Below are 20521 nucleotides of genomic sequence, written 5' to 3'. Positions count from 1 at the left end.
CGAATTAATCAACAACTTGCGCAAATTCGGTTGAGGCAAGCTGCAGATCCGGTAACGGGTCCAGGCTTGCATCCTTGTTTGCGCAAGCCCTAATTACATATTTTAGGAATAAAGCACCATGCGTCACGGTCACGGCCTCCGCAAACTCAATCGCACCTCTTCGCACCGCCTGGCGATGCTGAAGAACATGATGAATTCGCTCATCGAGCACGAAGCCATCAAGACCACCGTTCCCAAGGCCAAGGAACTGCGCCGCGTGATCGAGCCCATGATCACCCTGGCCAAGGTCGACACCGTTGCCAACCGCCGCCTGGCATTCGACCGCCTGCGCGACCGCGACAGCGTGACCAAGCTCTTCAACGAGCTGGGCCCCCGCTTCGCAAAGCGTCCTGGTGGCTACACCCGTATCCTGAAGATGGGCTTCCGCGTGGGCGACAACGCCCCCATGGCCTTCGTGGAACTGGTCGAGCGCGCTGAAGAAGGCGCCGCCGAAGCCAAGGCAGCTGAATAATCTGCTATAATTTTGGAATACCGCGCGATGGAGCAGTCTGGTAGCTCGTTGGGCTCATAACCCAAAGGTCGGAGGTTCAAATCCTTCTCGCGCAACCAAATTGAAAAGGGCTACGACAACTGTCGTAGCCCTTTTTTCATGCCCTCGCGCCAGGGCAAAGACCAGGCGGACAGCCCGGCATCAGCCGCCCAGCTGGTTGCCGATGCGCTGGCCCAGCCGCAGGCGCACGCGGTGGGCAATTTCCTGGGCGACCTCGGGGCTGAGCACTTCGCTGATGTGCAGCAGCTCGGTGTAGTGCATGTACAGAAGGCCGCGCAGGGTCTTGAATGCGGCCTCGTGCTCGGCGCCGCAGACGCTGGCGTCATTGGCCAGCACGCGCTCCACCACACCGGCCTGCAGCAGCGGGATCTTGCAGATGACGGCGTGGCGGGCGATCTCCAGGTCGATCTCCTGGAGCCGGCATTCCCATTCCTCGGGCAAGAATCGGTTGGCTGGCATGTCGGCTTTTCTCCTTTTTTCACTGCATGGGTACACCGGGGCAAAAGGCACCCGGTCTGGGGATGCTGTCATGTGAGCGGGGCTCGGTGGCCTGGGTCGCTAGGTTTACTGGCCCGGCCTTGATGCCTGTCAAACTTCGGTGGCGCAGGCGCCCGCTGGAAGCCGGGCTCATGCTGCACTGCATCATGATGTCAGTCATGCGGCGCGGCCGCCAGTGCCCGTGCAGGCTGGTGGGCTTTTGCTCCCGGCAGGCCATGCTCTCTCGGCGCCGCTCCGGCAACGCAAAGGATCCACATGCTCGAGAAGATCGCCTCGCTGTTCCGCTATTTCAAGGCGGCCGTGCCGTTCCGGCTGGTGCCGGCACTGATTGCCACCGCCGTGCTGTTCGGCCTGCTGCTGATGCCCGTGCCCGAGGGGCTGACGCCCAAGGGCTGGCAGCTGGTCGCCATTTTCCTGACCACCATCGTGGCCATCATCCTCAAGGTCATGCCCATTGGCGTGATGGCCTTGATGGCCATCGTTATCGTCTCGCTGTCCCAGGTCACCTCCGGCTCGTCCAAGGGTGCCATCACCGATGCGCTGAGCAGCTTTTCCAGCCCGCTGATCTGGCTGATCGTGGTGGCCATCCTGATCTCGCGCGGCCTCAAGAAGACGGGGCTGGGCAGCCGCATCGGCCTGATGTTCATCGCCCTGCTGGGCAAGCGCACCATCGGCATCGGCTACGGCCTGGCTATCTGCGAGCTGGTGCTGGCACCGTTCACGCCCAGCAACACGGCGCGCGGTGGCGGCATCGTGCACCCGATCATGAAGTCCATCGCCAATGCCTTCGAGTCGGACCCGGCCAAGGGCACGCAGGGCAAGGTGGGCACCTACCTGGCCCTGGTCAACTACCACGCCAATCCCATCACCTCGGCCATGTTCCTGACCGCCACCGCGCCCAACCCGCTGGTGGTGGATTTCGTGGCCAAGGCCACGGGCCAGGCCTTGCACCTGAGCTGGACCACCTGGGCGCTGTACATGCTGCTGCCGGGCCTGCTGTGCCTGCTGCTGATGCCGCTGGTGATCTATCTGCTGTCGCCGCCCGAGCTCAAGGCCACGCCCAATGCCGTGGAGTACGCGCGCAGCGAGATGGCACGCATGGGGCCGCTGTCGGGCAAGGAGCACGTGATGCTGGGCACCTTCGGCCTGATGCTGCTGCTGTGGGCCAACGTGCCGCAGATGCTGTTCGGCCCGGCCTTCGTGCTGGACCCCACCGTGGTCGCCTTCCTGGGCCTGTTCGTGCTGATCATCACGGGCACCATCGACTGGGATGACGTGCTGTCCGAGAAAAGCGCCTGGGATACCCTGGTGTGGTTCGGCGCCCTGGTCATGCTGGCCGAACAGCTCAACAAGCTCGGCGTGGTGTCCTGGTTTGCCGTGGGCATGAAGAACGCCATCGTCGCCAGCGGCCTGGACTGGCTGCCGGTGGCGGCCATCCTTGTGGGCGTGTTCGTGTTCTCGCACTACCTGTTCGCCAGCACCACGGCCCACATCAGCGCGATGATGCTGGCCTTCCTGACCGTGGGCGCGCAGCTGATTCCGGCCGACTATGTCGTACCCTTCATGCTGATGATGACGGCCGGCTCGGCCATCATGATGACGCTGACCCACTACGCCACCGGCACTTCGCCCATCATCTTCGGCAGCGGCTACGTCACGCTGGGCAACTGGTGGCGCGTGGGCGCGGCCATGTGCGTGATCGAGCTGCTGATCTTTGCCGTGGGCGGCAGTGTCTGGTGGAAGCTGCTGGGGCTGTGGTGAGGGCGGCCGCCCTCAAGCCGTGGTCCGTGGCTCGCCCAGCGACAGCATGAGCCGGTTGGCCCAGTTGAAGAAGGCCGTGCCGTGCAGCACATCGGAGATGGCGGCATCGTCCAGGCCTGCGGTGCGCAGCGCATCGATGTGGGCGGGCTCCAGCGCAGGCGGCGTCTGGGTCAGCGCCACGGCCGCCGTGACGATGGCGTTCCAGCGCGGGCCCAGGTCCGTGCCCGGGCCTTCGTCGAGCAGGCGCTGCACGTCGCCGCCCCTGCGCGAGAAGTGCGTGGCAAAGCGTGCGTGCACCGAGGCGCAGTAGATGCAGCCATTGGCGCGTGAGGTGGCCGCAGCGGCCAGCTCGCGCTCGGCACGCGGCAGGCCGGCGTCGGGGTTGTAGAAGATGTCCTTGTCGGTGCGTGTGCGTGCGCCCAGCGTGTCGGGGTCGCGCGCCAGCAGGCGGAAGTAGGGCGACTGCGCGCGTGAGGCATCGACCAGGCCTGCATGGTGGCGTTCGGTCAGCTCGCTTTCTTCCAGCGGCTCAATCCATGGCAGCCAGTCGAGTTGTTCCTGGGTGAAGACCTGGGGAGCGGCGGAGTTCGTTGAGGTCATGGCTGGGCTTGCAGGGTGGTGGGTTGATGGGCTGCCTGGGGCGCGGGGCGTGCAGCCAGCACGCGCAACCCCGCCACCACGCGGATCTGAAAGGACAGGAAGGACGCCAGCTGGGACAGGATGACGATGTCCGTCTCGCTCCAGCCCGCCTGTTGCAGCGCCTGCAGGGCCCCGGCGCTGGCGTCGCGCGGGTGGTAGGCCAGCAGGTGGGCATGGGCCAGCGCCGCGGCCAGGCGCGCGCCCAGCAGTGTGGCGTGGGCCGGGTCCACGGCATAGGCGGGGCCGGGCTGGTCCTCGCGGCTCAGCGGGCCTGCCGGGTAGCTGCCGTAAGGGCCGTGCGGGCCGCTGCCGGCCTGCAGGCTCTGGGCGCGGCCACGCACCACTTCGGACGCCACCACGGCGGCCAGTTCCGCATCCTCGGTGGCCAGCGCGCGTGTATAGAAGACGGCGCTGCGCGGCTCGCCATGCAGCCCGGCCGTGAAGGCGGCCAGGGCCAGCCGCTCGCGCAGCGAGACCGTGCCGGGCACGGGCTCGGCGGGCGTGAACAGGGCGGCAAAGCTTTGCTGGGCCTGCGTGCGTGCCTCGGTGCGGTGGCGGCGCACGCGGTCCAGGGCGCTGCCGGGGGTAATGTCGGCGAGGTGGTCGATCACGTCGCCGGGAAAGCGGGGCGTTGCGGTGGTGTTCATGGTCATGCGGCTTGCAGCAGTCCGGCCCGGACTGCGGGGAGGGAAGAAGGCGCTGGGGTGGACGTGGATGTGGACTCATCGGCACGGCGCCAGCCCAGGGCCGGTGCCACATGGGCGGCCGTCAGCTCGATGGAGCGCAGGATGGCGTTGTGCGGCGGGTCGATGGAATGCACCTGGAAGACGATGTCGCTCACGCGCGCCAGCGCCGTGTCGGCGCGCAGCGAGGCGATGACCTCGTCGGGCGTGCCCACATGCACGTCGTAGGCGGCGATGAGATCGGCCAGCGGCGCCTGCGGATCGACGCGGGCCGCCCATTGCGAGGGCTGGGCGGCATGGCGCAGGGCCACGCGGCGCAGGCCGGCCTCGGCCCAGCGCAGCGCCTCGTCTCGGCGGTCGGCCACGAACAGCGTGCGCGAGCCCAGGATGCGCGGCGCCCGCCCTGCGGGCAGGCGGGCGAGGTAGGCGTCGATGATGGGGTTCTGGATCTCGGACAGCGTGGCCTGCGGCGCGCCTTCGGGCCGTGGCTGGGTGCGCGACAGCATCAGGCCGTCGCCATTGGCCCCGGCCCGCGCGCCGCCCTCGGCCGAGAACGTGGCCTGCCAGACGCGCTCCAGCAGCTGCGGCGCGGCCGGGTACAGGCGCACGCCACCGGCCAGCGCGCGCCCGGCCCAGGCGTCCTGCAGCACGCCGAAGTTGCGTGCGAAGACGGCGCCGCGCTCGGCGCCCTGCACGCCAAAGGCCTCGAAGGATTCGGCCGTGCCGCCCGTGCCCAGGCCCACCTCCAGGCGGCCGCCGGTCAGCAGGTCCAGCACGGCCGCGTCCTCGGCCACGCGCAGCGCGTTTTCCAGCGGCAGCGTGATCACGCCCGTGCCGATGCGGATGCGCCGCGTGCGCGCCGCCACATGGGCCAGAAAGACGAAGGGCGAGGGCAGGCCGCCCTCGCTTTCATGGAAATGGTGCTGGGCCACCCAGGCCGAGTCGAAGCCCTGGGCCTCGGCATGGGCGATCTGCTCGGCCACCAGACGGTAGCGTTCGCCGGCCGGCGCATCGTCGAGCAGGCGGCTGAAGAAGCCCAGGCGCGGGCCGCTGCGGTGGGCGGCGCCAGCGTGTGTGTCAGGCGGGATGGGGGACAAAATCAATGCTCCTTTTGCCGGGAATGGCGTCCATGAGTTCACGCGTGTAGTCGCTGGTGGGGCGCTGGAACACTTCCTCCACGCTGCCCGCGTCCACCACCCGGCCCGCGCGCAGCACCGACACCGTGTCGGCGATCTGGCGCACCACGGCAAGGTCGTGCGAGATGAAGAGATAGGTCAGCCCCAGGTCCTGCTGCAGCTGGGCGAGCAGGGCCAGGATCTGCGCCTGCACGGTCACGTCCAGGGCCGATACGGCCTCGTCCAGCACCAGCACCTGCGGCTGCAGCACCAGGGCGCGCGCAATCGCCACGCGCTGGCGCTGGCCGCCCGACAGCGCATGCGGGCGCCGCTGCAGCACGGCGGTCGGCAGGCCCACGCGCTCCAGCATGTCGTGCACGCGCCGGCGGCGCTCATCGGCCGGCAGCGGGTCGAAGTTCAGCAGGGGCTCCTCAATGATGTCGAACACGCTCTGGCGCGGGTCCAGAGAACTGAACGGGTTCTGGTAGACCAGCTGCACGCGGCGGCGCAGCTGGCGCAGGGCCTCGCCGCGCAGGCCCGTGACCTCGGTGCCTTCGATGCGGATGCGGCCCGCCGTGGGCCGGCCCAGGCCCACGATGGCGCGGATGGTGGTGGTCTTGCCCGAGCCCGACTCGCCCACGATGGCATGCGTGCTGCCCCGGCGCACGCGCAGCGACACGCCGTCCACGGCGCGGAAGATGCCGCGCCCGTGGGCGGAGGCATGGCCGGGCGCCGCGAACTCGTGCACCAGGTCCTCGACCTCGATGGCCCAGTCATCGGCCGTGGCGGGCCGGGGCGTGCGGCGCGGCGCGGGCGCCAGCGAAGGCGCATCGGCCAGCAGCCGCCGCGTATAGGCGCTTTGCGGATTGCGCAGCAGCTCCAGCGTGGGGCCCTGCTCCTGGATGCGGCCGCCCTGCATGACGACCAGGCGGTGCGAACGGTCGGCCGCCACGCCCAGGTCATGCGTGACCAGCAGCACGGCCGTTCCGGTCTCGCGGCGCAGCGCGTCGATCAGGTCCAGGATGCGCCGCTGCACGGTCACGTCCAGCGCGCTGGTGGGCTCGTCGGCAATGATGAGGGCGGGCCGCAGCGCGATGGCGATGGCGATCAGCACGCGCTGGCGCATGCCGCCCGACAGCTCGTGCGGATACTGGCGTGCGCGCAGCGCGGGCTGGGACAGGCCCACGCGGGCCAGCAGCTCCAGCACGCGCGCCTCCACGGCCGTGCGGTCGCGCAGTCCGTGGATGCGCAGGATCTCGCCCACCTGGTCGCCCACCGTGCGCACGGGGTTCAGCGACATGGTGGGGTCCTGCGGCACCAGGCTGACCACGCGGCCGCGGATGGCGTTCCAGCGTGCGGCCGGCCAGCCCGAGACCTCGGTGCCCTGCAGGCGGATGCTGCCGTGCTCGCGGTGGCCGTTGTCGGCCAAAAGGCCGATCACGGCCTGGGCCGTGGTGGTCTTGCCCGAACCCGATTCGCCGACCAGGGCCACCACCTCGCCCGGTGCCACGGAAAACGACACGCCGTGCACCACGCGCTGCGCCTGGCCTGCGGCATCGCGGTAGGCCACGGCCAGGTCCTGCACTTCGAGCACGGGGGCGGTCGTTGCCACCGCTGGTGCGGCGTGGATGCGTTCCTCGATGGCGGCGCTCATGCAGGCCTCCGTGCGAAGGCCGTGGCGATGCGGTTGGCCGCCAGCACCACGGCCACCACGATCAGGCCCGGCGCCGTGGTCAGCCACCAGGCGGTGGCGATGTAGTTGCGGCCTTCGGCGATCAGCAGCCCCCATTCGGGCGTGGGCGGCGGCGCGCCGTAGCCCAGAAAACCCAGCGTGGAAATCGCAAGGATCGCCGAGCCGAACTGCAGCGCCGCCATGGCGATGACCGAGGTCAGCGAATTGGGCAGCACATGGCGCCATAGCACGGCGGCAAAGCGCCCGCCGCTGCCAAAGGCGGCCTCCACGTAGTCGGAGCGGCGCACGCGCACCACCTCCGAGCGCACCAGGCGCGCGAAGCTGGCCACCGAGACCACGCCCACGGCAATGGCCGCGTTGATGGTGCCAAAGCCCAGCACGATGATGATGGTCAGCGACAGCAGCAGCGAAGGCACGGCCAGCAGCACATCGACCAGGCGCATCAGCGCATCTTCCGTGCGCCCGCCCGTGGCCCCGGCCAGCAGGCCGATCAGCGTGCCCACGGCCAGGCCCACGCCCACGGCCACGAAGGCGCCCGACAGCGAATGCACGGCGCCATGCACCACGCGCGCCCACAGGTCGCGCCCCAGCGCGTCCGTGCCCAGCCAGTGCGCGGCGCCGGGCGCCAGCAACTGCTGGCCGGCCTGGCCCGCGATCGGGTTCTGGTGGGCGAACCAGCCGGGCGCCAGCGCCCACAGCGCGGCCACGGCGATCACCAGCCAGGCCAGGGCCAGCGTGGGCGGCAGGCGCCGCAGGGATTGCAGGCGGGCTGGCAAGGCGAAGCTGCGGCGCGGGGCGGCTGGCGCAGGGGCCGGGGACGGCGCTGGCAGCGCCATGGGAATGGGAGCAGGAGTGGCGGGCGCGGCCTGGGCATCCAGGGCCGGGGAAAGAGCGCTTGAGACGGCAGTGTTCATGGCCGGTTCTCCACGGAATGGCGCAGGCGCGGATCAAGCAGCGGGTACAGCAGGTCCACGGCGAGGTTGATGAGTACGAAGGCGGCGGCCGAGACGACCACCACGGCCTGGAGCACGGCCGTGTCCTGGTTGCCCACGGCCTGCTGGGTCAGCGTGCCCAGGCCATTGAGGCCGAACACGGCCTCCGTCACCACGGCGCCGGCCAGCAGCTCGCCGAACAGCACGCCGGCAATGGTCAGCGTGGGCAGCAGGGCATTGCGTGCCACATGGCGCAGCAGCACCCAGCGGCGCGATGCTCCCTTGGCCCGTGCCACGGCCACGAAGGGCTGGGCCAGCACGGCATCGATATTGCGCAGCAGCACCTGGGCCAGCGGCGCCGAGATCGGCACGGCCAGGGTCAGCGTGGGCAGCACCAGTCCTTCCCAGGGGCCGGGATTGATCACGGCGATCCAGCCCAGGCGGAACGACACCACCTGGATCAGCATGATCCCCAGCCAGAACACGGGCACCGAGACAAAGACCGAAGGCAGCGAATACAGCGCGTTGCGCAGCCAGGCAGGGGGCGCCAGGCTGGCAGCCGCCGCCAGCGCCACGGCCAGCAGCGCGGCTGCGGCAAAGCCCAGGGCCGCGAGCTTGAGCGTGGGTGGCAGGCTGGTGGCCAGGCCCTGGCTCACCGGCACGCCGGCCTGCAGCGAATAGCCGAAGTGGCCCGTGAGGAACTGGCCCAGCGTGTGCAGGTACTGCTGCCACACGGGCTGGTCCGAGCCGTAGGCGGCGCGGATGTCGGCAATCTCCTGCGGGCCCAGGCCCAGCTCGGGGTTCAGGAACTTGATCAGCACGGCATCGCCCGGCAGCAGCTGCAGCAGGATGAACGAGACCGTGAAGGCCGCCCACAGCACCAGGGCGGCCTGGGCGATGCGGCTGAGCAGATAGCGGCGCGGCATGGGAGCGGTTCCTCAGGGAGCGTTCCGGTCAGCGCCTGGCCAGCCAGGTGCTGTAGAAGCTGGGCCGGCCCACGGCCTCGAAGCCCACGTCGCGCACCCAGCCTGCGCCCGCAAAGGCCTGGGGTTCCTCGAAGATGGGGATCACATAGGCTTGGTCGATCAGGTAGTTCTGCACCTCGCCGGCCAGCGCCAGGCGCCTGGCGGCATCGGTCTCGGCCGCGATGGCGTCGAACAGGCCGTTGAGCTTGGTGTCCTCGAAGGACTTGACCTTCTGGCTCACGCCGCCCTTTTGCAGCAGCACGTTGCGGTTGGTCGGGTAGTAGTTGCTCTTGATCACGTCGGGATCGGCGCGGCCCACCATGCCGGGCAGCACGCCGGTCTTGTCGGGGTCCAGCGTGTCCACGGCGCGGCTGCCCGCGTCGCCCGACAGCACGTTGAGCTTGACGCCGATGCGCGCCCACTGCTGGGCCACGAGCTGCAGCGTCTCCTTGTTCTGCGGCTGGGGCAGGGACTCGTAGGTGGACAGCACGAAATCGCGGCCGTCCTTCTGGCGCAGGCCGTTGGCGCCCAGCGTCCAGCCGGCTTCGTCCAGCAGCTGTTTCGCCTTGGCCTCGTCATAGGCCAGCTTGGCCGACAGGTCCACGAAGCCGGCCGCCGTGGAGGCAATCACCGAGCGCGCCTGCGGATAGCGCGGCGAGAACAGCGTCTCCACGATCTCCTTGGCATTGGTGCCATGCAGCAGGGCCTGGCGCACCTTGAGATCGGCCACCAGGGCGTTGTCCGGGCGGATGGCCACGCTGTTGTTCACGCCGCGCGTGGGCGGGGCGTAGATGCTGAACTTCTGGTCCTCGACGCGCTTTTCGTCGTAGGCCTGGATCTGGCGGATCAGCCCGGCCTGCCCGGCCAGCAGCGCGCCGATGCGCACGCTGTCCTCGGGCGTGACGATGAACTTCACCTCGTCCAGCCGCGCGCGGCCCTGGTGGGCCAGCTTGGCGGGACCCCAGGCATAGTCCTTGCGCACCTTGAGCACCAGCTCCTTGCCCAGCGTCTCGCTGGCCACCACGAAGGGGCCGGAGCCGATGATGCGCGTGGCGTCGCCCAGCTCCTCGAAGGGGCGGTCCAGCGTGGCCGGCGAGACCAGGCCCGAGCCGATCACCGAAGTGCCCTGCAGAAAGCCCGGCGAAGGCTTCCTGAAGAAGAACTTCACCGTCAGCGGGTCGACCACCTCGCTGCGCTCGTAGTTGTTGATCACCTCGGACACGGGCTGCTTGAGCGCCTTGTTGCCCAGGCCGTAGGTGTCGAAGTTGCGCGCCACGGCCGCCGCGTCCAGCGGCGTGCCGTCGGAGAAGGTGACGCCGGGGCGCAGCTTGAAGCTGTACTCGGTGGCATCGGCATTCACGGTCCAGGACTCGGCGATCCAGGGCTGGATCTCCAGCGTCTTCGGGTCCTGGTAGGTCAGCTTGTCGGTGATCTGGTTGAGCACGCCGCCGTTGGGATAGAAGCCCCCGGCCGGCGGATAGAGGTTGGTATGGGCCTGCTGCTCCAGGTAGACCAGGGTGCCGCCTTCCACGGGGCCGGCAGCCGCGCCCGCCTGGGCCGTATCGGCCTGCCTGGAGCACGCCGCCAGCAGCAGGCTGCTGCCCGCCAATACCGCTATCGCGGCCTTCCATGCCACCTGAGCCGCCTTCGATTGGGAAAACACGTTCGTACCTCGCCGCCGCTGGGGCGCTGAAAAACAAGACTGCCGGCCACAGGACCGGCTCCATGTTTTTCATGCTATCGATGCCAAATATTTGCGCTCATATATCGAGTTGCATCGTTATTTGGAAAACGACTAAGGGATGGGGCCCCCGCATATCTGCCCAGTGCATAAGCGCAGACGGATTCGTTTGTTTGCCGCGCATGCGGCGGTCCCAACAATGGGCTGGTACTTCCTTCACCGAAAGCCCGTCCATGAGCCATCTCAACGAATACCTCGCCGAAAAGCGCGCCGCCGTGCTCGCCCGCAGCGCCGCCGTCGCGGCCGGCACGGCCCAGCCCGCCCACCTCAAGGCCCATGTGCGCGCCGAGGGCCGCAGCGGCGTGCGCCGCCTGCGCATCCGCGAGCACCAGGTCATCAGCGACAGCCCGCCCGACTTCGCGGGCTACAACCTCGGCCCCAGCTCGCCCGAGCTGCAGCTGGGCGTGCTGGGCACCTGCGTGACCCACATCTTTCTGATCCAGGCGGCCGAGCGCCAGGTGCCCGTGGAGAGCCTGGAGGTCGAGGTCACGGGCATCATCGACCCGCGCGGCGGCAAGCCCGGCCACGAGGCCACGCCCATCTGGCCGCATGAGATCGGCTACACCGTGCACATCGACTCGCCTGCCAGCCGCGCCGAGATCGATGCGCTGTTCGAGGCCGTGGAGCGCACCTGCCCCATCCTCAACCTGCTGCGCAATCCGCAGAACATCCGCGCCGAAGTGCGCCACACCGACTCCAGCGCCGCCGCGCGCCTGGCAGCCTGAACACCGTGCGGAAAGCACCCCTGCCATGACCCTGCCACTCGACCACATCGTCATCGCGGTCCAGGACCTGGAACGCACCATTGCCGACTACACCGCGCTGGGCTTCAACGTGCTGCGCGGCGGCGAGCATCCGGGCCGCTCCACGCACAACGCCCTGGTGGTGTTTGCCGACGGCGCCTATTTCGAACTCATCGCCTGGCGGGCGCCCGCGCCCGAGGAGCGCTGGTGGCAGCAGCTGCAGCGCCATGGCGAGGGCATTGTCGATTTCGCGCTGCTGCCGTCGGAGACCGGCGCCGTGGTCGCTGCCGCCCAGGCGCGCGGTCTGGACTACGAGGCGCCCTACGAAGGCTGCCGCCTGCGCCCCGACGGCGCGCAGCTGCGCTGGCGCAATGCACGCGCCCGCAGCCAGGACCTGCCCTTTCTCTGCGGCGACCTCACGCCGCGCGCCCTGCGCGTGCCCGAGGGCGATGCACGTGTGCACCCCAACGGCGCCACCGGCGTGGCCCGGCTGTACGTGGCCGTGCATGACCTGCGCGCCAGCCTGGCACGCTGGCGCGCGCTGCTGGGCGAGGGAGCAGACATTGGCGAGGCCCGGCTGTCGGACGACGGCAGCGCCTACCGCGCATCGCTGAGGCTGGGCGCCACTGCGCTGGGCGCCACCGCGCTGGTGCTGGCTGCGCCTGCCCAGGGCGTTGCCACGGGCACCCTGGGCCACCGTCTGGCCACGCGCGGTGAAGGCCCTTATGCCATCGAGCTGGAGGTGCGCCAGCCCGCGTCTGCACTGGCGCTGGACGAGGCCGCCACGCATGGCGCGCGCATCGTGCTGGCCCAGGTTTCCCCGGCCAGGGAAACCGCCGCCGCCTAGGCGAAATGCGTGGGCGCTAGAATGGCGCCCCGCTGACACCCATGCCCACCCCGGTGGGCGTTTTCGTTGCAGCCGCGGCCTCCCTTGAGGGGCGCCGCGGCGCGGCGCTGCTTGCCATGACGACTGCTTCCACTCCTGCCACGCTGGGCATAGATTTCGGTACCTCCAACTCCGCCATGGCCTGGCGCGCCCCCGGCCAGACCGCACGCCTGCTGCCGCTGGAGGGCGATGCCTGCGGCATGCCCACGGCGCTGTTCTTCCATACGGACGAGCACAGCACCCATTTCGGGCGCGACGCCATGGCCCAGTACCTGGACGGCGAGCCGGGCCGGCTCATGCGCTCCCTCAAAAGCCTGCTGGGCAGTGCGCTGCTGCAGGAAAAGACGGCGGTGCACGACCAGTTCGTGAGCTACCAGGACATCATCGGCCTGTTCCTGCGCCGCGTGGCCGACCGGGCGCGTGCCTCGCTGGACGGCCGCCTGCCCGAGCGCGTGGTGCTGGGGCGGCCCGTGCATTTCGTGGACGACCATCCCGAGCGCGACCGCCAGGCGCAGCAGGCCCTGGCCGATGCCGCGCGCGCCGCAGGCCTGGGCGAAGTGGATTTCCAGATGGAGCCCATTGCCGCCGCGCTGGACTACGAGCAGCGCCTCACGCAGGAATCCGTGGTGCTGGTGGTGGACATCGGCGGCGGTACCTCCGACTTCACCGTCGTGCGCCTGGGTCCCGAGCAGGCCGGCCGCAGCGACCGCCGCGACGACATCCTGGCCACCAGCGGCGTGCACATCGGCGGCACGGACTTCGACCACCGGCTCAACCTGGCCCAGCTCATGCCGCTGCTGGGCTACCGGCACATCGGCCCCAGCGGCCGCGAAGTGCCCAGCCGCGTGTTCTTCGACCTCTCGACCTGGCACCTGATCCAGTGGCTGTACTCGCCCAAGGCCCTGGCCGAGGCGCGCAACCTGCGCACCGACTACAGCGACCAGCGCCTGCACAAGCGCCTGATGGAAGTGCTGGAACTTCGCGAAGGCCACCGCCTGGCCGCCGTGGTGGAGCAGGCCAAGATCGAGGCCTCCACGCGCCATGCCGAAGCGGCCATCGAACTGGGCTGGCTGGAATCGGGCCTGTCCGCCGCCATCTCGCCCGAGGTGCTGCACGAGCAGCTGCAAGGCCCCCTGCAACAGGTCGTTGCCTGCGCCCAGGACTGCCTGCGCCTGGCCGGCGTGGCGCCCCAGGCGCTGGACGCCATCTACCTCACGGGCGGCTCATCGGCCCTGCGCACGCTGCGCGATGCGCTGCGCGAGGCCTTCCCGGGCGTGCCGCAGGTCGAGGGCGACCTGTTCGGTGGCGTGGCCACAGGTCTGGCGTATGCCTGATCAATCCGCGTCGCCGTCCTCCTCGGCGGCCTGCTTGATCGCCAGCGCGGCGTCATAGAGGCGGTTGCGCGGTGCGCCCGTGATCTCGGCGGCCAGGCGCACGGCGGTCTTGGTGGGCAGCTCGGCCAGCAGCAGGCGCAGCACGCGCAGGGCGTCGGCGTCGGCCTCATCGCCACCCAGGGCCACCGGGTGCAGCACCACGGCGAATTCGCCCTTGCTGCGCTGGGGCACGGCCTGCAGCCAGGCCGGCAGCGCGCTGGCGGGCATGGTGGCAATGTCCTCGAACTGCTTGGTGATCTCGCGTGCCAGCGTCACCGGGCGCTCGCCCAGCGTGGCCAGTGCGGCGGCCAGGTCGGCAATGCGGTGGGGCGCCTCCAGCAGCACGGTGCAGCGCGGCTGCAGGGCCAGTTGCTGCACGGCGGCCAGGCGCTCGGCCGACTTGGTGGGCAGAAAGCCTGCGAAGACGAAACCTCCCTCTCCCTGCGAAGGCGTGACCGCACCGGCCACGCTGATGGCGGCCGTGATGCTGCTGGCGCCGGGCAGCGGAATGCAGCGCAGGCCCGCGGCCTGCACGGCGGCGCACAGGCGTGCGCCAGGGTCGCTGACGCCGGGCGTGCCCGCATCGCTGACATAGGCGATGCGCTGGCCCTGCTGCAGCCGCGCCACGATCTGCTGGGCCGCCTCGGCCTCGTTGTGCTGGTGCACGGCCAGCAGCTGGCTGCCGGGCCGGTCCAGTCCATAGGAGCGCAGCAGGCCCTGCGTGTGGCGCGTGTCCTCGCAGGCCACGCAGTCCACCAGCTGCAGCACATGCAGGGCGCGCAGGCTGATGTCGGCCAGGTTGCCGATGGGAGTGGCCACCACGTAGAGGGCGCCCTGCGGATAATGCTGGGATGCCGCAGCATCCTTGGCTGCGCCCAGCGCGGTGGCGAAAGAGGTAGTCAATGGGTTTCCTTGCGAAAAAGCCGGCAGGCGCGGGGCCGTCTGCCCTCACGACCCGGCATCGGGGCCAGCAGGCCGAGGATGCGGCGCTGGCCCATCTGCAGGCGGCCGGCCTGCGTCTGGTCGAGCGCAATTATCGGACGCCGGGCCGCGGCGGCGGCGAGATCGACCTCATCGTGCAGGCGCGCGACGGCACCGTGGTCTTCGTCGAGGTGCGCAGCCGCGGCACGCGCGCCTTCGGCGGTGCCGGCGCCAGCATCGGTGCCACCAAGCAGCGGCGCATCGTATTTGCGGCGCGCCACTACCTGATGCGCTGGTCCGCGCCGCCGCCATGCCGCTTCGACGTGGTGCTGGTCGAGCCCGGCGCCGGGCCCTCCGTGCAGTGGCTGCAGGCCGCCTTTGACGCCGAAGGCGCCTGATCCGTTACCGCTGCAGCACAAATAACGCCTGGCTACGAAAGACTTCAAGGGCGGCAGTTATCATCGGGCCTCCATGCTTGAGCAACGTATCCAACAGCATTTCATCGACAGCGCCGACCTGAAATACCAGGCCGCCCAGGCGCTGAGCCAGCCCATTGCGGCGGCAGTGCAGGCCATGCTGGCCTGCGTGACCAGTGGCGGCAAGGTTCTGGCCTGCGGCGCGGGCGCCTCTGCCAGCGATGCCCAACTCTTCGCCGCCCTGTGCGTGGCCGGCTTCGAACGCGACCGGCCCGAGCTGGCTGCCGTGGCCCTGGTCTCCGACGGCGGCCTGCTGGGCACCGTGGGCGCCACGGGCTCGGGCGGCAACGCCACCCAGTACCTGGCGCGCCAGATACGTGCCCTGGGCCAGCCCGGCGACCTGCTGCTGGTGCTGTCCGCCACGGGCAACGACGTGGCCGTGCTGGAGGCGCTGGATGCCGCCCATGAGCGCGACATGATGGCCGTGGTGCTGACCGGCCGCACGGGCGGCTCCCTGGCCGGCCGCGTGCGCGAGACCGATGTTCTGATCTGCGTGCCGCACGACCGTGCGGCGCGCGTGCGCGAAACCCATACGCTGGTGCTGCACTGCCTGTGCGACGGCGTGGATGCCCAGTTACTTGGTGAACAGGAGATGCCTCTATGAAGTTCCGTTGGTCCCGCGCCGCCTGCGGTGTGCTCGCCGTCGCGTCCCTGGGCGCCGCCCTGTCGGGCTGCGTCGCCCTGGTGGGCGGCAGCGCCGTGATGGCCGGCATGTCGGTGGCGGACCGCCGCACCACCGGCACCCAGGTGGAAGACCAGGGCATCGAGCTGCGCGCCAACAACCGCATCGCCGAAGTGCTGGGCGACAAGGCCCATGTCAACGTCACCAGCTACAACCGCCAGGTGCTGCTGACCGGCGAGGCCGGCAATGAGGCCGACCGCCAGACCATCGAGAAGCTCGTGCGCGAGCAGCCCACGGTGCGCAATGTCTTCAACGAAGTGGTGGTGGCTCCCTTCACTTCCACGCTGAGCCAGCGCTCCAAGGACACGCTGATCACCACCCAGGTCAAGGCCAGCCTGCTGGACGCCAAGGACATCCAGGCCTCGGCCTTCAAGGTCGTGACCGAGAACAAGGTCGTCTTCCTGATGGGCATCGTCACCCCGCGCGAAGCCAAGCGCGGCGCCGAGATTGCACGCGGCATCAACGACGTGACCAAGGTCGTGCGCGTGGTGGAAGTCATCTCCGAGGACGAACTGGCCCGCATGCAGCCCCAGTCCGCCCCCGTGGTCACCGACGACTCCGGTAAGGCCGCCGCAGCCAGTGCTCCCACCAGCCTCTCGGAAAGCAGCCTGTCCACCCCCGCAGGCGCCACCGCCACCCCGGTGAAGTGATCACCGCCGCCCGAAAGCAAAAGCCGGAACATGTTCCGGCTTTTTGTTTTGGACATAGGAAGATCTCGTTCCTCAGGGCATAGCACTTGAATCTGGCAGGGCCTAAAGCCAGGGACACCAAGCAAGGGCCGCCCCGCAGCGATGGTGTCGTCCCCCTCCCTTGCGAAGCAAGTAGAGAGGGGGACGCGGCGTAAGCCGCTCAGGGGGTGAGCCTCTTGATGAGGCTGGAGGTATCCCAGCGCCTGCCGCCCATCTGCTGCACATCGGCATAGAACTGGTCCACCAGGGCCGTGACGGGCAGGCGCGCGCCATTGCGCTGGGCTTCGGCCAGCACCAGGCCCAGGTCCTTGCGCATCCAGTCCACGGCAAAGCCGAAGTCGAACTTGCCTTCGGCCATGGTGCGGCCACGGTTGTCCATCTGCCAGCTCTGGGCGGCGCCCTTGCCGATGACATCGAGCACGCTGGGAATGTCCAGTCCCGCGCGCTGGCCGAAGGCGATGGCCTCGGACAGGCCCTGGACCAGGCCCGCGATGCAGATCTGGTTGACCATCTTGGTGAGCTGGCCGGCGCCGCTGTCGCCCATCAGCGTGCATGCGCGCGAGAAGGCCATGGCCACGGGCTGCATGGTGGCGAAGGCGGCCTCGTCGCCGCCGCACATCACGGTGAGCTGGCCGTTCTGGGCGCCGGCCTGGCCGCCCGAGACGGGTGCGTCGATGAACTGCAGGCCCAGCTCCAGCCCGGCCGCATGCAGCTCGCGCGCGACTTCGGCCGATGCCGTCGTGTGGTCGGCGAAGATGGCGCCGCGGCGCATGCCCGCGAAGGCGCCGTCCGGGCCCAGCACGACCGAGCGCAGGTCATCGTCATTGCCCACGCAGCTGAACACGATGTCGGCGCCGGCCACGGCCTCGCGCGGCGTGGCCGCATGGCCGCCGTTGAACTCCTCGCACCAGGCACGGGCCTTGGCCGGCGTGCGGTTGTAGACCGTGACGCGGTGGCCCGCCGTGGCCAGGTGGCCGGCCATGGGGTAGCCCATGACACCCAGCCCGAGGAAGGCCACGGAAAGAGGGGCGGTGTCCGCATAGCTGCGGGCGGCGATGGAGGAGTCGGACATGGAAGCAATCCTGAGAGGTGGTGGGAGGCGGGTGGCGCAGGGCCGCGTCCGGCGCGGCCCTGGAAGGAGCCGGCATGCCGGCTCAGCGCACTGAAGGCGCGGTCAGGGCGTGCATGGCACGCCCCTCAGACGATGGCGAAATGCTCGGTGCCCGCCGCCAGGTCCAGCGACTTGGCGCGCTGGCTGCCCAGCTTGATCTGCAGCCGCAGGTCGTTGACCGAGTCGGCATTGCGCAGTGCATCCTCGTAGGTGACCAGGTTGGACTCGAACAGGTCGAACAGCGCCTGGTCGAAGGTCTGCATGCCCAGGTTGCGGCTTTTCTTCATGATCTCCTTGATCTCGGTGACCTCGCCCTTGAAGATCAGGTCGGAGATCAGCGGCGAGTTGAGCATCACCTCGATGGCGGCCACGCGGCCCTTGCTGTCCTGCTTGGGCAGCAGGCGCTGGGAGACCATGGCGCGCAGGTTCAGCGACAGGTCCATCAGCAGCTGCGGGCGGCGGTCCTCGGGGAAGAAGTTGACGATGCGGTCCAGCGCCTGGTTGGCGCTGTTGGCGTGCAGCGTGGCCAGGCACAGGTGGCCGGTTTCCGAGAAGGCGATGGCGTGCTCCATGGTCTCGCGGTCGCGGATTTCGCCCATCAGGATCACGTCCGGCGCCTGGCGCAGGGAGTTCTTGAGCGCCGCGTCCCAGCTGTCCGTGTCCAGGCCCACTTCGCGCTGCGTGACCACGCAGTTCTTGTGCGGGTGCACGAATTCGATGGGGTCCTCGATGGTCACGATGTGGCCGTAGGAGCTCTCGTTGCGCCAGTCCACCATGGCGGCCAGCGTGGTGGACTTGCCCGAGCCCGTGGCGCCGACCAGGATGCACAGGCCGCGCTTGGTCATGGCCACCTCCTTGAGCACCTGGGGCACGCCCAGGCTGTCGATGGTGGGCAGGGCCAGCGGAATCGTCCGCATCACCATGCCCACGCGGCCCTGCTGGATGAAGGCGTTGACGCGAAAGCGCCCTATGCCCGGCGGCGAGATGGCGAAGTTGCACTCCTTGGTGCGCTCGAAATCGGCGATCTGCTTGTCGCTCATGACCGAGCGCGCCAGCGTCAGCGTGTGCACGGGCGACAGCGGCTGCGGCGACACCTTGGTGATGCGCCCGTCGATCTTGATCGCCGGCGGGAACTCCGCCGTGATGAACAAGTCGCTGCCGTTGCGGCTGACCATGAGCTTGAGCAGGTCGTTGATGAACTTGGTGGCCTGATCTCTTTCCATTGCCGTATTCCCCCGGGCATTGCGCGCCGTTGTGGTGCGCAGGTTGTTTTGTTATTTGCAGGTAGGCCGGTCCGGCCCGCAGGGGCCAGGCGTCCTCATATTCAACTCACTCACTCACTGTCTATGTGTGCTGCTCTTCGCCCAGGCGCACGCTGATGGCGCGCAGCCGGAACGAGAGCTTGCGCGCCAGCAGCGCCATCAGCTTGGCGGCCAGCGCGGCGTCCTTGGCCATCATCTCGTCCAGCGCCTCGGCGCTGAGCACGCCGATCTCGCAGTCGGTCAGCGTGGTGCAGCTGGAAAAGCGCGGACCGCCGTCCAGCAGGGACATCTCGCCCAGGATGTCGCCGGGCCGCGTCTGCGCCAGGCGCATGCGCTCGCCCCAGGGCTGCTGGCGCTCCACGGCGATCTGGCCGGACAGCACCACGGCCATGAAGCTGCCGTTCTCCTCCTGGCGGATCACGTCGCGTTGCGGTGCCACGGCCGCGTAGATGAAGTATTCACTGAGCCGCTGCAGACTGGCCGCATCCAGCTGGCCCAGGTAGCGGTCGCGCGACCACAGCTGCTCCAGCTGGCCCCCGCCGCCGCGCGGCAGCCGCGTGGCGCCGACCTCGATGGCGCGCGCCTCCCAGGGAACGGGAGGAGTATGCGGGTCCATGAAGCCATGCGCCGCCAGCGTGGTCGTGAAGAAGGCCGACTCGGAGGCCGGGGCCGAAGGCTCCTGGCCGCTTCGCAGCTTGCGGAAAATGCTTTTCATGGCGCGTGGCGAGAGGCTGGGCGGGTGGCGGTCAGCCCGGGAAGTTGTCCGGTATCTTGGCCTTGGCGCGGGCTTCCGCCGGGCTGATCAGGTTGCGCCGCACCAGATCGGTCAGGTTCTGGTCCAGCGTCTGCATGCCCACATTCTGACTCGTCTGGATGGTGGAGTACATCTGGGCCACCTTGGCCTCGCGGATCAGGTTGCGGATGGCGCTGGTGCCCAGCATGATTTCGTGGGCGGCGATGCGGCCCTGGCCGTCCTTGGTCTTGCACAGCGTCTGCGAGATCACGGCCTGCAGCGATTCGGAGAGCATGGCGCGCACCATCTCCTTTTCCTCGGCGGGGAAGACGTCGATGATGCGGTCGATGGTCTTGGCGGCGCTGGAGGTGTGCAGGGTGCCGAAGACCAAGTGGCCCGTCTCGGCCGCGGTCATGGCCAGGCGGATGGTTTCGAGGTCACGCATTTCGCCCACCAGGATGGCGTCCGGGTCCTCGCGCAGCGCCGAGCGCAGGGCGGCCGAGAACGACTGCGTCATCGGCCCGACTTCGCGCTGGTTGATCAGGCACTTCTTGGAGTCGTGCACGAATTCGATGGGGTCCTCCACCGTCAGGATGTGCCCGTACTCGGTCTCGTTGAGGTGGTTGACCATGCCGGCCAGCGTGGTGGACTTGCCCGAGCCCGTGGGGCCGGTCACCAGCACTAGGCCGCGCGGCTTCAGGGCCAGGTCGCCGAAGATGCGCGGCGCGTTGAGCTGCTCCAGCGTCAGGATCTTGCTGGGAATGGTCCGGAAGACGGCGGCCGCGCCCCGGTACTGGTTGAAGGCGTTGACACGGAAGCGCGCCAGGCCCTCGATCTCGAACGAGAAGTCCACCTCCAGGAACTCCTCGTAGGCCTTGCGCTGGGAGTCGCTCATGATGTCGTAGACCATGGCGTGGACCGTCTTGTGGTCCAGCGGGTCGACATTGATGCGGCGCACATCGCCGTGCACACGGATCATCGGCGGCAGCCCCGCGGACAGGTGCAGGTCGGAGGCCTTGTTCTTGACGCTGAATGCCAGCAATTGGGTGATGTCCACGGAGTTCGCTC

At 69.1% G+C, this 20521-nt stretch carries 21 protein-coding genes and 1 tRNA gene; 9 read left to right on the top strand and 13 right to left on the bottom strand.

Translation table 11 applies throughout. The features are described from left to right. Positions 1-118 precede the first annotated feature (118 nt). Both rplQ and AC57B5_RS16745 read left to right on the top strand, forming a co-directional pair. Positions 119-511, top strand: a complete 393-nt coding sequence (gene rplQ / locus AC57B5_RS16750) for a 50S ribosomal protein L17 (RefSeq protein ID WP_012202979.1) — start codon at positions 119-121, stop codon at positions 509-511. Between the two features lie 21 nt (positions 512-532). Next, positions 533-609 (top strand) — tRNA-Met (locus AC57B5_RS16745). Positions 610-691: 82 nt separating this feature from the next. On the opposite strand, the gene AC57B5_RS16740 is transcribed toward AC57B5_RS16745, so the two are convergent. Then, the gene (locus AC57B5_RS16740) at positions 692-1009 is read right to left on the bottom strand and encodes a hypothetical protein (RefSeq protein WP_012202980.1); all 318 of its coding nucleotides are present in this window, start codon (positions 1007-1009) and stop codon (positions 692-694) included. A 294-nt stretch (positions 1010-1303) separates the two neighbouring features. Here AC57B5_RS16740 and AC57B5_RS16735 point away from each other — a divergent pair, with 294 nt between their 5' ends. Continuing rightward, a complete protein-coding gene (locus tag AC57B5_RS16735) occupies positions 1304-2809 on the top strand; it encodes a DASS family sodium-coupled anion symporter (RefSeq protein WP_496399959.1) in 1506 nt (501 codons plus the stop codon). Between the two features lie 12 nt (positions 2810-2821). Here AC57B5_RS16735 and AC57B5_RS16730 read toward each other — a convergent pair whose 3' ends face one another. The 7 genes from AC57B5_RS16730 to AC57B5_RS16700 are packed head-to-tail and all read right to left on the bottom strand — an operon-like array spanning position 2822 to position 10499. Next, positions 2822-3409 (bottom strand): alkylhydroperoxidase domain protein, encoded by a 588-nt coding sequence (locus AC57B5_RS16730; protein WP_013804442.1) that lies wholly within the window; start codon positions 3407-3409, stop codon positions 2822-2824. Then, positions 3406-4101: a CMD domain protein gene (locus AC57B5_RS16725; protein WP_097203996.1), complete on the bottom strand. Its 696-nt coding sequence runs from the start codon at positions 4099-4101 to the stop codon at positions 3406-3408. Before AC57B5_RS16725 ends, AC57B5_RS16730 begins: the two co-directional genes overlap by 4 nt. Beyond that, positions 4098-5228: a putative FMN-dependent luciferase-like monooxygenase gene (locus AC57B5_RS16720; protein WP_496399958.1), complete on the bottom strand. Its 1131-nt coding sequence runs from the start codon at positions 5226-5228 to the stop codon at positions 4098-4100. Before AC57B5_RS16720 ends, AC57B5_RS16725 begins: the two co-directional genes overlap by 4 nt. Next, positions 5209-6900 carry a dipeptide ABC transporter ATP-binding protein gene (locus AC57B5_RS16715; RefSeq protein ID WP_496399957.1) on the bottom strand — a complete coding sequence of 564 codons (1692 nt, stop codon included), beginning with the start codon at positions 6898-6900 and terminating at the stop codon, positions 5209-5211. The genes AC57B5_RS16720 and AC57B5_RS16715 overlap by 20 nt, the downstream gene beginning before the upstream one ends. Then, the gene (locus AC57B5_RS16710; protein WP_496399956.1) at positions 6897-7853 is read right to left on the bottom strand and encodes an ABC transporter permease; all 957 of its coding nucleotides are present in this window, start codon (positions 7851-7853) and stop codon (positions 6897-6899) included. Before AC57B5_RS16710 ends, AC57B5_RS16715 begins: the two co-directional genes overlap by 4 nt. Beyond that, on the bottom strand, positions 7850-8797 hold the full coding sequence (locus tag AC57B5_RS16705; protein ID WP_496399955.1) for an ABC transporter permease: 948 nt from the start codon (positions 8795-8797) through the stop codon (positions 7850-7852). Before AC57B5_RS16705 ends, AC57B5_RS16710 begins: the two co-directional genes overlap by 4 nt. 28 nt (positions 8798-8825) lie before the next feature. Then, positions 8826-10499 (bottom strand): TIGR04028 family ABC transporter substrate-binding protein, encoded by a 1674-nt coding sequence (locus tag AC57B5_RS16700; RefSeq protein WP_097203985.1) that lies wholly within the window; start codon positions 10497-10499, stop codon positions 8826-8828. Positions 10500-10750: 251 nt separating this feature from the next. On the opposite strand from AC57B5_RS16700, the gene AC57B5_RS16695 reads away from it, so the two are divergent. The 3 genes from AC57B5_RS16695 (at position 10751) to AC57B5_RS16685 (ending at position 13540) form a co-directional block, all read left to right on the top strand. Continuing rightward, a complete protein-coding gene (locus tag AC57B5_RS16695; protein WP_013804436.1) occupies positions 10751-11302 on the top strand; it encodes an OsmC family protein in 552 nt (183 codons plus the stop codon). Positions 11303-11327: 25 nt separating this feature from the next. Then, positions 11328-12167 (top strand): VOC family protein, encoded by an 840-nt coding sequence (locus tag AC57B5_RS16690; protein ID WP_496399954.1) that lies wholly within the window; start codon positions 11328-11330, stop codon positions 12165-12167. A 116-nt stretch (positions 12168-12283) separates the two neighbouring features. Next, complete coding sequence (locus tag AC57B5_RS16685) at positions 12284-13540, top strand: Hsp70 family protein (RefSeq protein WP_043783186.1); 1257 nt, start codon at positions 12284-12286, stop codon at positions 13538-13540. Here the strand turns inward: AC57B5_RS16685 and rsmI are convergent, their stop codons facing one another. Further along, positions 13541-14482 carry a 16S rRNA (cytidine(1402)-2'-O)-methyltransferase gene (rsmI, locus tag AC57B5_RS16680; protein WP_088165889.1) on the bottom strand — a complete coding sequence of 314 codons (942 nt, stop codon included), beginning with the start codon at positions 14480-14482 and terminating at the stop codon, positions 13541-13543. Between rsmI and AC57B5_RS16675 the strand changes: the two genes are divergently transcribed. The 3 genes from AC57B5_RS16675 to AC57B5_RS16665 all read left to right on the top strand — a co-directional run bounded on the left by AC57B5_RS16675 (position 14482) and on the right by AC57B5_RS16665 (position 16308). Further along, positions 14482-14898, top strand: a complete 417-nt coding sequence (locus tag AC57B5_RS16675; protein WP_043820402.1) for a YraN family protein — start codon at positions 14482-14484, stop codon at positions 14896-14898. The genes rsmI and AC57B5_RS16675 overlap by 1 nt on opposite strands. Positions 14899-14971: 73 nt before the next feature. Continuing rightward, a complete protein-coding gene (locus AC57B5_RS16670; protein WP_012202994.1) occupies positions 14972-15580 on the top strand; it encodes an SIS domain-containing protein in 609 nt (202 codons plus the stop codon). Next, positions 15577-16308: a BON domain-containing protein gene (locus AC57B5_RS16665; protein WP_063327425.1), complete on the top strand. Its 732-nt coding sequence runs from the start codon at positions 15577-15579 to the stop codon at positions 16306-16308. Before AC57B5_RS16670 ends, AC57B5_RS16665 begins: the two co-directional genes overlap by 4 nt. 199 nt (positions 16309-16507) lie before the next feature. On the opposite strand, the gene AC57B5_RS16660 is transcribed toward AC57B5_RS16665, so the two are convergent. From AC57B5_RS16660 to AC57B5_RS16645, 4 genes are all read right to left on the bottom strand, one after another. Further along, positions 16508-17419, bottom strand: a complete 912-nt coding sequence (locus tag AC57B5_RS16660; RefSeq protein WP_012202996.1) for an NAD(P)-dependent oxidoreductase — start codon at positions 17417-17419, stop codon at positions 16508-16510. 125 nt (positions 17420-17544) lie between these two features. Continuing rightward, positions 17545-18681: a PilT/PilU family type 4a pilus ATPase gene (locus AC57B5_RS16655; RefSeq protein WP_012202997.1), complete on the bottom strand. Its 1137-nt coding sequence runs from the start codon at positions 18679-18681 to the stop codon at positions 17545-17547. A gap of 121 nt (positions 18682-18802) precedes the next feature. Continuing rightward, positions 18803-19435: a cyclic nucleotide-binding domain-containing protein gene (locus AC57B5_RS16650; protein ID WP_012202998.1), complete on the bottom strand. Its 633-nt coding sequence runs from the start codon at positions 19433-19435 to the stop codon at positions 18803-18805. Between the two features lie 31 nt (positions 19436-19466). Then, positions 19467-20510: a type IV pilus twitching motility protein PilT gene (locus AC57B5_RS16645; RefSeq protein ID WP_012202999.1), complete on the bottom strand. Its 1044-nt coding sequence runs from the start codon at positions 20508-20510 to the stop codon at positions 19467-19469. Positions 20511-20521: the final 11 nt, after the last annotated feature.

The organism is Delftia sp. BGA-UO-ETr-SB1 (assembly GCF_059567865.1).
Note: the sequence above shows the minus strand (reverse complement) of the source record. Positions and strands in the feature narration are given on the sequence as shown.